This window comes from Vibrio sp. FF266 (assembly GCF_041439695.1).
Taxonomy (GTDB): Bacteria; Pseudomonadota; Gammaproteobacteria; order Enterobacterales; family Vibrionaceae; genus Vibrio; species Vibrio tasmaniensis_A.
In genome coordinates, this window is the sequence record NZ_JBGOOO010000008.1 from 120,381 (window position 1) to 132,726 (window position 12,346).

The following is a 12,346-nucleotide window of genomic DNA, read 5'->3' on the forward strand; positions in this document are numbered from 1 at the left end:
TTTATACAGTTTCTGATGTTAAAAGTCCAGTTGGAGCCCTAACAATGCGGCCTCAATCTTGATGTGTAGCCCAGTCTTCACAATAACTCATGAAAGATTTCAGTAGCGGGCTTTGATATTTGTCTTTATGGACCAGCATCCAGAATCGACGTTTCATGTCGAGTGGGACATCGAGTGCTTTCACTCGGCCTGAGTCAATTGCTCGTTGCGCAGCCAGCCGTGATAAACACGCGAATCCAAGATTGGCAGAAACAGAATTGATGATCGCCTCAGTCGTGTTGAGCTCAAAGGATTCATACCAATGTTCGATACGCGGTGCGACGGCACGCAGGAAAAACTCGCGAGTGCCTGAACCAGACTCACGTAAAATCCAATGACTATCTTCTAAATCGCTTAAAATCACTTTTTCTTTTGAATTGAGAGGGTGTTGATTACTAACAATAATACACATTTCATCGCTACTGAACTGGCTAGAGATCAACTCCGGATGGAGTGTTTTTCCTTCAATTAAAGCGATATCCAGTTCATAATCCACCAACTTTTGGCAGATCAGCGCACTGTTTGAAATGAATAAGCTCTGATCTTGATGCTGAGTTAGCTCGCGAAAGCCAGACAGAATAAACGGTGCGACCTGATTACCAATTGTGTCACTCGCACCGACCTTTAGATTGCCACTTAAAGGCTGGTCGTCACGGAACAAAACATCAATACCAGCAGCACGATGTAATATCTCATCCGCCAAAGGAAGAAGCTTTTGTCCTTCTTGATTGAGAATTAATCGGTTATTAACCCGGTCAAATAGAGAGTGACCGAGTTGTTTCTCCATTTCGCCTAGCGCCATGCTGACAGCGGCCTTAGACAGAAACAGAGCCTCAGAGGCTGCGGTCAATGTCGAGTGCTGGGTAATGGTGACAAACACTTTGAGTTGTTTGATTGAAATATTAGCCATCAGGTTCCTAGTTTTACGCTGCTGGAGGAAAGGTATCGTTCAGTATTAATGAACATTTGTTATATATAATTGGATATTGTTTAACGAAGCGCAAGCGTATTATGGCTTCAACAAGCTGATGAGTTCACAAGTTTAGTGAATTAAGTTTAAGAGAGGCTGACATGATTCAACGTATTAAATATAGATTAACAGGAGCTCCAACTCCCATGGCAGGGTTAGCACTCGCAATTGCAAGTTTAGGCTGGTGTTGGGATGGTGTTTTAGTCGCACAAGGTATTTTGCACACACCGGGTTTGGTGCAGTGGGTCAGTGCTGGTATTGCGGCGGTATTGCTTCTTGTTTTAGCTGTGAAATTTTTGATTCACGGCCACTTATTACGTGAAGACCTTGCTCACCCTGTTGTCGGCAGTGTTGTACCCACATTCGCAATGGGTTGTATGGTGGTGTCTGCTTCGTTGGCTCCGATCTCTCAATTCTTACAAGAAGCTGTGTGGCTCGCTTCGGTAGCGTTACATGTCGTGTTCTTGGTGAGCTTCTTATACCACAGAGCTAAAAACTTTGAGATTCACCACATGGTGCCAAGTTGGTTTGTGCCACCAATCGGTATTATCGTGGCAGACGTTTCTTTTTCAGGTAACCCGATCTTAGAACCCGTTGCTCACGCGACTTTAGTCTTTGGCTTATTGGTTTATGCGGTAATGCTACCTCTCATGATTTACCGTTTGATCTTCTCTCATGAAGTGCCTGACGCAGCAAAACCAACCATTGCGATTATGGCGGCACCAGCAAGTCTATCTTTAGCTGGCTACCTAACGGTGACGGCAAATCCTTCGCCAGTGATCATTGGGTTACTCTTTGGTATTGCAGTGTTGATGACGTTTATTATCTACATCGCGTTTTTCAAACTACTTCGTCTGCCATTCAGCCCGGGCTATGCGGCGTTTACATTCCCAATCGTGATTGGTGCAACGGCGTTATTCAAATTGGCGGCTTGGATGCAAACTGTTGGTGTGGAAACTCACTATGTAGATCAAGTGTTCAACCTAGCGTATCTAGAATTGATTGTGGCAACGTTTGTAGTGGGTTATGTGGCGGTTCGTTATTACATGAATTACAAACCTCACCGTGTTCTAAGTGCGGTAGGCAGTAGATTGTAAGAAGCAATAGTTCAAAAGATAAACGGACCTTAAGTTTTCAGTATTTCATAAGCTTATATTCCTAATCCAAACTCGGTACTTATGCTAATCTGGCTTTATATTGTGGCAAGATTAGCGTGAGTGCACTTTGTTTACTGTTTACCATTCCAATAAAGTCGATACTTTAAAAATCCTTCTCGTTCACTTAATTAAAAGTGACCCTTTGGCCAATCCTTTCGAAAAAGAGCAGATCTTGGTTCAGAGCCCAGGCATGTCTCAATGGCTTAAGATGGAACTCGCCAAAGAGTTTGGCGTAGCAGCAAATATCGATTTCCCACTTCCAGCAACCTTCATTTGGGATATGTTTACCCAAGTGCTTCCTGATGTACCTAAACGCAGTGCTTTTAACAAAGAAGCGATGACGTGGAAGTTGATGAGTTTGCTACCCGCTAAGCTTGACCACCCTGATTTTCTTCCTTTACAGCGCTATCTTGAAAACGACGAAGATGATTCGAAGTTGTACCAATTGGCAGAGAAAATTGCTGATATCTTCGATGGCTACTTAGTGTATCGACCTGAATGGATGGCGATGTGGGAAGCGGGAGAGTCCGTTGCAGAACTTATCGATGAGGAAGGGCAGCAAGAGCACCCTTGGCAACCGATTTTGTGGCAAGAGCTCTATGATCAAACTCTGTCCCAAGGCCAATCTAAATACCACCGTGGCAACTTGTATCACGACTTCATTGAAGCGCTAGCCAATCAACAAGGCCAACTGCAGCATCTGCCTAAGCGCTTATTTGTGTTTGGTATTTCTTCGCTGCCTCCTCGTTATATGGATGCGTTGAAAGCTCTAGGTGAGCAGATTGATGTGCACTTGATGTTTACCAATCCAAGTAAGCCTTATTGGGGTGATATCAAAAGCCTCAAAGATTTAGCAAGATTCGATGCTAAGCAGCGTAAAAAGCTCGCCTTGTCTAACAACATGGTTTCATCAGTTGGCTCGTCTTCCTTAATGGAAGGGGGGAAGTATGAAGTGCATGATGAACTGCATATTGATAATGCCATTGGAAATAACTTATTGGCTTCGATGGGAAAATTAGGACGAGATAACTTACTTTTGCTCTCTGAGGGAGATACTGAGGAGTATCAATTTTTTATTGATGTAGAGCGAGATGGCTTATTGCATCAAATTCAAAGAGATATCCTTGAATTGGAAGAGCATCGCAATGATGAAATTTTAGACTCCAGTAACCATAAACAGGTGGTTGAGCTTGGCGATCGCTCGTTGACGGTGCACGCTTGTCATAGCCCAATGCGTGAGGTTGAAGTCCTTCATGATCAGCTGTTGGCAATGTTTGATGCCGACCCTACCTTGAAACCGCGCGATATCATCGTGATGGTGTCTGATATTAATGCTTATAGCCCAGCGATTCAGGCAGTATTTGGTAATGCCCCGGGTGAGCGTTATATCCCTTACTCGATTTCTGATAGAACCGCAGACCAAGAAAGCCCAATTCTGACCGCTTTCATGCAGTTAGTCGCGCTACCGAACACGCGTTGTTTAGCCTCTGAGTTGCTAGAGCTGTTAGAAATTCCTGCAATGATGTCACGTTTTGGTATTGACGAGTTTCAATTCGAGCAAGCCAAGCAATGGGTTGAAGAAGCAGGTATCCGTTGGGGTGTTGATGCTTCAACGGCGACAGAATTTGATCTACCTGCGACCGAGCAAAATACCTGGCTATTTGGCATTCAGCGCATGTTATTAGGATATGCGATGTCGGACTCTGCGGGTTTGTTTGAAACCGAACACTCTCCAATTGCCGCTTATAACGAAGTTCAGGGCATTAACGCCGAACTTGCGGGTAAGTTAGCGCACTTTATCGATCGTATCGCCCATTACCGTCAACGCTTAACTGAAACCCAATCTATCGATATGTGGCGTGAAACCTTGCTGCAAATGATTGATGACTTCTTTGCGGTTGAACTGGAAGGCGAGGTGGTACTTAAGTCGATTCGTGATGCACTTTCACAACTGAATGAACAGCTTGATGATGCCCTGTACGAACAAGAACTGTCGCCAAGCATTATCTACCAGTACCTCAATAATAAGTTATCTGGCGCGCGTATTAGCCAGCGTTTCTTAGCGGGTCAAGTTAACTTTTGTACCTTGATGCCGATGCGTTCTATTCCGTTCAAAACCGTCTGTTTGTTAGGCATGAATGATGGGGTTTACCCTCGCTCAATGCCGCCAGAAGGTTTTGATTTGATGAACGGACGCACACGACCGGGTGATCGTTCTCGTCGTGATGATGATCGCTACCTATTCCTAGAAGCAATGCTGTCAGCACAAGAGTGTTTATACATCAGCTATGTTGGCCGTTCGATTCAAGATAATACCGAGCGAGTGCCGTCGGTGTTGGTTTCTGAATTGATAGAGTACTGCCAACAGAACTATTGCTTAAGTGAAGATCAAGCATTACCAAGCGATGATTCTGGGGTCAACCTGACTCAAGCGATCAGCTTTGAACACACCATGACACCGTTCAGCCCTGCTGCGTTTACTCAAGGTGACGCAAGCCATGTATTGAGCTACGCCAAAGAGTGGCTACCTGCGGCAAATCGTTCTGGCGAACGCAGTGGTGAATTCAATCGTGCATTGGATGATTATTTGCTGGGTGCGACGTACCCGTTAGAACTCGACTTGGTTGAGTTACAGCGTTTTTGGCGTTTGCCAGTACAGTACTTCTTTAATCGCCGCCTAAAAGTGGTATTTGAGCCGCCACTTCCTGTAATGGAAGACGATGAGCCATTCGTACTCAATGGACTAGAGAGCTTCCAGCTTAAAGATGCTCTGCTGCAAGTGTTGTTGGACCATCCTGAAGGTGCAGATGAAGCGGTGCGACAGTTTGTCTCTGAGCAAAAAGCACAAGGTCGATTACCTGTTGGCGCCTTCGGTGACATCGAATTTGAAACCAATCGTGTTCAAGCGGAAGACTTAGCCAAAGAGATTAGATTTGTGAGCGGTTCGCCGCAGCAAGATCTCGAAGTAAATATCGAATTTGATGTGTTGGGCGAAGGTAAGCCTGTTCGCTTGATGGGGTGGTTAACTCAAAACTATCAATCAGGTCTAGTGCGTTTCCGTAGTGGCAAAATACGCTCTCAAGATTACTTGGCTGCGTGGATTGATCATCTATCCTGCGCTGTTATGGGATACGGAAAAACGACCCATATTATTGGCTATGACAGAAAAGAGGGCGTGGTTCACCAAACGCTACAACCTATCGGCGATGCGCAGCAAGCGAAGAGTATATTAGCTGAGTTAGTACGACTGTTTTATCAAGGTATGACTGCACCATTGCCATACTTCCCGAAAACGGCATTAGCTGGTGTTGAAGTGGGCTTTAGCCGTGGTAAGTGGGTCGATGATGAAGAAAAGTCACTCAAGAAAATGGCCGATACCTTTAATGACAGCTTCGCCTTCACGGGCGAGGGTAGAGATACCTACATCTCACGAATCTGGTCTAAGTGGGACGATGATCTGGCTGTTGAGTCGCGTATGTATTCAACGCTTGTGCTACAGGCGGCAAGGTTGGCTGCTGCCGATCTGGAAGAGCAGGAGTAAGTGCTTGTGATCGACAAGATCGATAACGAGTGTGCTGAATTAATGAAAAACGAAAGAGAGTTGCTGGTAAGCATTTGGGATGCGTGCTTTCAAGGTGAAGGGAATCAAGGTGAAGAGAAGCAAGGTACAGGAATAAAGTGGCCGCCAGTAAATCATTATTAGTGTAGGGCGTTCGCTGTACGGCCACAGGTCAGAGGGACCATTATTCTGTGGTTCAAAGTAACGCCGGAAAGTACAAAACTCGTACACGCTCCTGAACTCGTGGGCGCATAGTAGCGAGGCGATCTGAATTGATCCGTGAGAGAGATCGCACTAACTATTAACAAATCAGCGTAGGACGTAAATTGAATGACGTTTTCCACGCTAGGTCACATTTATAGCAATAGTCACATTTTTAACAGACTCATCTATCAAAAGGCAGTAAGGCATGACGACCACAAGCAGTGTTCAGGTAATCGCTCCACAGACACTCGATACCATGACGTTTCCACTTCATGGCGCGCGTTTAATTGAAGCATCAGCGGGTACGGGTAAAACATTTACCATCGCTGGCTTGTACTTGCGCCTACTGCTCGGGCACGGCACGGCCGCTCCACAAGGTGATCTGACTGAAGCCACTCGACACCATGAGCCGCTAACCGTAGACCAAATATTGGTTGTGACCTTTACTGAAGCGGCAACGGCAGAGCTACGAGATCGTATCCGTGCTCGAATCCATGATGCACGTATCGCGTTTGCACGTGGGCAAAGTGACGACCCAGTGATTGCGCCTTTGTTACAAGCCATTGATGATCATGCTGGTGCTGCGAAAACCTTACTCAATGCCGAAAGACAAATGGATGAGGCGGCGGTATACACCATTCACGGCTTCTGTCAGCGTATGCTGACTCAAAATGCCTTTGAGTCTGGAAGCCGTTTTGATAATGAATTTGTGACCGATGAAAGTCACCTGAAAGCGCAAGTGGTAGCTGACTATTGGCGTAAACAGTTCTACCCATTGCCAATTCAATTAGCAGGTGAGGTTCGTAATATCTGGGGTTCTCCCGCTTCTCTATTGGCTGACGTAAATCGTTACCTGACGGGTCCTCCACTAAAGCTAACCGTCGAAGCAATGTCGGGCGACCTGCAAACTCTGCACAATCAAAACCTAGATAAAGTGAAGCAACTTAAGGCGTTGTGGTGTGAATCTGAAGCGGACTTTCTGGCTTTGATTTCAGGTTCAGATGTGAACAAGCGTAGCTACACCAAGAAGTCTTTACCGACTTGGTTAGAAGCCGTCACAGCATGGGCACAGAGCGACACTCATGATTACCAGTTCCCAGATAAATTAGAGAAGTTCTCACAAGCAACATTAATCGAGAAAACACCAAAAGGCACTGCACCTCAGCACGCCGTTTTCGAAGCGATTGAGGACTTCTTAAATTATCCAGCAGATCTAAAAGCTCCATTGCTGGCGCATGCCATTACCCATTGTCGAACTATGTTAGCTAAGGCTAAGCAGCAGAAGCAGTGGTTATCGTTTGATGATTTGTTGACTCAGTTATCTGCGTCAATTGATGTGGATGAGCAATCATTGCTAGTGGAGAGAATCCGCACCTTATACCCAGTGGCGATGATCGATGAATTCCAAGATACCGATCCGCTGCAATACAGTATTTTTAGCCGAATCTATCTCGATAACCCGCAATGCGGTCTGTTTATGATCGGCGACCCGAAGCAGGCTATCTATGGCTTCCGTGGTGCGGATATCTTTACCTACATTAAGGCAAGAAACCAAGTTAGTGCTCACTATACGTTAGGCACTAACTGGCGTTCGAGTGCTGATATGGTCAGCGCGGTAAACCAAGTGTTTATGAATTCGGATAGCCCGTTTATCTACGACCAAGACATTCCATTTTTGCCCGTAGCAGCGAGCCCATCGGCTGACAAACGCCAATGGGTGATGGATGGTCAAACTCAACACGCGCTCACTTTTTGGCTGCAAGAGACTGAAGACAAGCCCTTACCAAAAGGCGAATATCACAAAGCAATGGCTGAGGCGACGGCGAGTCAAATTCAAACCATTCTGACCGCTTCTCAAAACGAGCAAGCTTATTTTGATAACGGTAAAAAGCAACATGCCGTGAATGCAGGTGATATTGCTGTCTTGGTTCGAACCGGTAGTGAAGGTCGCCTGATTAAGAATGCGTTGTCGGAACAAGGCATCGCTAGTGTGTATTTGTCTAACCGAGACAGTGTATTTACCAGCTTGGTCGCGCAAGATATTCAACGCCTATTGCAAGCGGTGTTGACACCTGAAAACGATCGTGCATTGCGCGCGAGTTTAGCGTCGGAATTGTTTTCTTTGGATGCCGCATCATTGGATGAACTCAACAACGATGAAGTGGTTTGGGAAAACGTCGTTAACGAATTTCGAGAATATCGTAAGTTGTGGCTACAGCGTGGCGTGTTGCCAATGTTACGCAGCGTGATCAGCAAACGACATCTCGCGGAACGCTTACTGGAAGAAGAAAATGGTGAGCGCTCACTCACTGATTTAATGCACATTGGCGAATTGCTGCAACAAGCTAGGCAAGAACTCGACAGCGACTATGGCTTGCTGCGTTGGTTAGCAGAAGCGATCTCAGATGCTCAAAATGGTTTAGGCGGCAGTGAAGACGACATTCAGCGTCTTGAGTCAGAGAGAAACTTGGTTCAAATCGTTACCATTCACAAATCGAAAGGTTTGGAATATGACCTAGTATTCCTGCCGTTCGTGGCGAGTTATCGTGAAGCGAGTGAAGGTAAGTTCTACGATCACGACTCAGATACCACAGTGCTTGATATTACGGGCAGTGATAGTGCTTTGGCACAAGCCGATAAAGAGCGACTGGCGGAAGACTTACGTTTGATTTACGTGGCGCTTACTCGTGCTGTCTATGGATGTTTTATTGGAATGGCACCGCTACGTAAAGGGCGTTCAACCAAAGAGCCGACCGGTGTACATTTGAGTGCTATGGGCTACTTGGTTCAAAACGGACAAGAGCAAGGCATCGCTGAGTTACATCAAGCTCTGTCAGCGATTGAGGGGAAGAATTCAAGCGTATTGCTGTCTGAAACGCCTACCGCTCACGAACAAGTTTTTGTGCAAACAGAGCAAGTGAGTGAAGACTTACAGGCCAGTGAACTGAAGGCTTCAATTGACCGAGCTTGGCGAATAACCAGTTACTCGGGACTTGTAAAACAAGGCAGTCACGGAGCTAGTCATGATGCCACGATTGAGGTGTCTGGCTTCGATATTGACTCGGCTGATGAACAAGACGAGTCGGAGTTGATTGAACCTGAACGTTCTATATTCACGTTCCCTCGTGGCGCTCGCCCTGGAACTTTCTTGCATACCTTGTTTGAGGATGTTGAATTTACTGAGCCAGCAGCCAGCAAACATAACACGCAAGTAATTACTCACTTATTAGAGTCAGAGCAATACGAATTAGAGTGGCTACCTGTGCTTCAACAGCTTGTTGATACGGTGCTAAACACCGCTTTAGATGGAAAGAACTTAAAGCTGAGCGAGAAAGGCTCAACTCAACGATTAGTCGAAATGGAGTTCTTGTTGCCGATCGAAGTGTTGGCCGCATCTGAGCTGAATCAAACCATTCAATATCATGATCCGTTATCGGCTAAAGCGGGCGATTTAGGTTTCCAAACCGTGCAAGGCATGCTGAAAGGCTTCATCGATTTGGTGTTCGAGCACCAAGGTAAATACTATGTGCTCGACTGGAAATCGAATCATTTAGGTGATGATGTTGCCGTCTACCATGGTGAGGCATTGAAATCGGCGATGGCCGACCACCGCTATGATCTGCAATATCAAATCTACGCGTTGGCTCTGCACCGCTTCTTACGCAGCCGCGTTGCAGATTACAGTTATGAACAACATTTTGGTGGGGTTTATTACTTGTTTTTAAGAGGAATGGACGGCCAATCTCAACAAGGTATTTTCTCGGCGAAACCTACATTGGCTTTGCTCGATGAAATGGATCAATTGATTGACGGTAAAGTGATAGACAGGCGTTCAGCACAATTGAATGACAATGAAACTGGACAGATGGGGCTTCTATAATGACAACAACGACCACTAATACCACCATAGAAACAGCGAATTCTGTTAAGCCAGTTTCACTTATCCCTGAGCAGCTCATGGATGTATTAAAGTTCCTAGCGGACAAAGGTTCAATTCGTCAGCTGGATTATCAGTTTGCTCGTTTTATTGCTCAGCAAGCGACGAGTCATTCTCAAGAGATCGGGTTTCTAGCTGGCGTTGTAAGCCATGAATTAGGCAAGGGGCATATTTGTACTCAGCTTATACAGCAGCATAAGGCAGGCCCTGAACTAACGACAGATCTAGCCCAGTTGCTTGGTTTGTACGGTGAAACGGCACTGCAATTGAACCAAAAACTGTTGGGTATTGATTGGGTGACTGTTCTGCAATCATCTAACCTAGTTGGAACAACGAATGACTGCATTAAGCCGCTAATGTTTGATGGACAACGTGTCTACTTACAGCGTTATTGGAACTACGAAGTTGTGTTGGCTGAAACTCTAAACCGTTTAAGTAAGCCAGTAGAGTTCAATATTGAGCAGAAGAAGGCTCTGACTGAAACGCTCAATCAGCTTTTTGCACGTAGTTACCATTTTCTGTTTAATGCCTTAGCCAAAGCTGAAGTAAACCAACAAACCTCTCAGGTGTTGCGTCAACAGTTAGTGTGTGACCATCTAGATATTGTCGACGAACAGGCTTTGGATTGGGGTTCTATCGATCAAGCGATTGTTCAAGCCAAACAAGTGACCGATTTAGATGTGCTGGATAGTCTAGTGCCGTTATCTGTTTGTTTGAATTGGCAAAAAGTAGCGGCAGCGGTGGCGTTAAGTCGTCGCTTCGCGGTGATTTCTGGTGGGCCGGGTACCGGTAAAACGACCACGGTAACTAAGTTACTGTCGGCGATGGTCGAGCAATCACTCAGCCAAGGTAAAATACCGACGATCAAGCTGGTGGCTCCGACAGGTAAAGCGGCGGCACGTTTAACCGAGTCGATTGGTAAAGCGATTGAGCAACTGCCTTTAGCACTTGAAGTGAAGGCCAACATACCGACGGAATCGAGTACCTTGCACAGACTGCTCGGTGCTATTCCTAATCGAGCGGAGTTTAGACACAACCGACGTAATCCACTTCACCTTGATATCTTGGTGGTGGATGAAGCATCGATGGTCGACTTATCCATGATGTATAAGCTGGTGGATGCACTCCCTGAACACGCAAGGTTGATTCTGCTTGGTGATAAAAACCAGCTCGCTTCAGTAGAAGCTGGTGCTGTGTTGGGTGATATCTGCTCGTTTAATTCAACAGGCTACAGCACAGCGCAAGGTAACTTGATTGCGGAAATGACAGGCTTTGATGCGATAGCTAAACCAAGGCAGCTCAAAACAGGATCGTTTAACCCTCCTGCGATTGCAGATAGTTTGTGTATGCTGCAGAAGAGTTACCGTTTTGATGCACGTTCAGGTATCGGACAGTTGGCAAAGGCGATCAATAACGGCTCTGCTAATCAGGTCGATCAAGTGTTTGCGAAAGGGTTTGCGGATATTGAGAATCATCCCTTGTCGAGTGACAGCTATAACTTGATGCTACGTACTTTAGTTAATGAGTATGGTGCGTATCTGAACCGAATGAATGTGCCATTGGAAGAGCTAGAAACTCAAGAAGCGAGAGCGAAATCGGTTCTCGATTTGTTCAGCCAGTGTCGGTTGCTGTGTTCCATTCGCGAAGGTGACTTTGGTGTTAAAGGCCTCAACCACAGAATCGAAAGGGCACTTGCCGCAAGACGCTTGGTGAATCCGCACAACGATGAATTGTGGTATCACGGGCGACCAGTAATGGTAACGCGCAATGATCATGGCTTAGGTTTATACAATGGTGATATTGGTATCTGTATGCTTGAGGCTGATGTAAGTAGCTCTTCTTCAATTGATGATAACTCAGCCCCTCGATTAAAGGTGTACTTTGAATTGCCCGATGGCAGTGTAAAAGCTGTACTACCAAGTCGAGTGCCTGATCATGAAACCGCGTATGCAATGACGATACACAAATCTCAAGGCAGTGAATTTGATCTGACCTTAATGATCTTACCGCCAGACTTCAGCCCTATTTTAACGCGAGAACTTATCTATACGGGTATTACACGTGCTAAGAAACGACTGATGATGTTCAGTGATACCAATGTATTGAAGCGTGGTATTAAGGTAAAAACAGAGCGAGTGAGTGGTTTAGGAAGTCGATTAACTAACTGACGGTCATTGGTTTTAGTGGAGGTGTTGCTGGAAGTAAAACAACGAAATAGCAGGGTAAATCGTATACACAAAGCAACCATCCGTGGTTGCTCTGAACGTTATTAGGAATCCGTGCCTAAAAACGCTCGAGTAAACGATATATGGTTTATTTTGTACTTTGCTTGGCAATTCAAAATAAACTCTTTTAGGTTCTCGCTCACAGGGAACACGCAGTGTACGTCTAACCCTTCTAAGAATTGGTTATCAGCCATATCCCAAAAACTTTGCAGCGAGTTACAAACAATGGTTCTCATATCAGTGTTGCTCTTTTGC

At 45.7% G+C, this 12,346-nt stretch carries 7 protein-coding genes; 5 read left to right on the forward strand and 2 right to left on the reverse strand.

Annotated elements, in window-relative coordinates:
• Positions 1 to 52: 52 nt before the first annotated feature.
• Positions 53 to 949 carry a LysR family transcriptional regulator gene (locus ACED59_RS08965; protein WP_009848350.1) on the reverse strand — a complete coding sequence of 299 codons (897 nt, stop codon included), beginning with the start codon at positions 947 to 949 and terminating at the stop codon, positions 53 to 55.
• Between the two features lie 161 nt (positions 950 to 1,110).
• On the opposite strand from ACED59_RS08965, the gene ACED59_RS08970 reads away from it, so the two are divergent.
• The 5 genes from ACED59_RS08970 (at position 1,111) to recD (ending at position 12,034) form a co-directional block, all read left to right on the forward strand.
• Entirely contained in the window at positions 1,111 to 2,106 is a 996-nt protein-coding gene (locus ACED59_RS08970) for a TDT family transporter (RefSeq protein WP_017098030.1), read from the forward strand.
• Between the two features lie 127 nt (positions 2,107 to 2,233).
• A complete protein-coding gene (gene recC, locus ACED59_RS08975; RefSeq protein ID WP_017098029.1) occupies positions 2,234 to 5,707 on the forward strand; it encodes an exodeoxyribonuclease V subunit gamma in 3,474 nt (1,157 codons plus the stop codon).
• Between the two features lie 6 nt (positions 5,708 to 5,713).
• Positions 5,714 to 5,869 carry a hypothetical protein gene (locus ACED59_RS08980; RefSeq protein WP_198928809.1) on the forward strand — a complete coding sequence of 52 codons (156 nt, stop codon included), beginning with the start codon at positions 5,714 to 5,716 and terminating at the stop codon, positions 5,867 to 5,869.
• Positions 5,870 to 6,134: 265 nt separating this feature from the next.
• Positions 6,135 to 9,809, forward strand: a complete 3,675-nt coding sequence (recB, locus tag ACED59_RS08985) for an exodeoxyribonuclease V subunit beta (RefSeq protein WP_017098028.1) — start codon at positions 6,135 to 6,137, stop codon at positions 9,807 to 9,809.
• On the forward strand, positions 9,809 to 12,034 hold the full coding sequence (gene recD / locus ACED59_RS08990) for an exodeoxyribonuclease V subunit alpha (protein WP_017098027.1): 2,226 nt from the start codon (positions 9,809 to 9,811) through the stop codon (positions 12,032 to 12,034). Before recB ends, recD begins: the two co-directional genes overlap by 1 nt.
• A gap of 101 nt (positions 12,035 to 12,135) precedes the next feature.
• On the opposite strand, the gene ACED59_RS08995 is transcribed toward recD, so the two are convergent.
• Positions 12,136 to 12,327 carry a hypothetical protein gene (locus tag ACED59_RS08995; RefSeq protein WP_008223046.1) on the reverse strand — a complete coding sequence of 64 codons (192 nt, stop codon included), beginning with the start codon at positions 12,325 to 12,327 and terminating at the stop codon, positions 12,136 to 12,138.
• Positions 12,328 to 12,346: the final 19 nt, after the last annotated feature.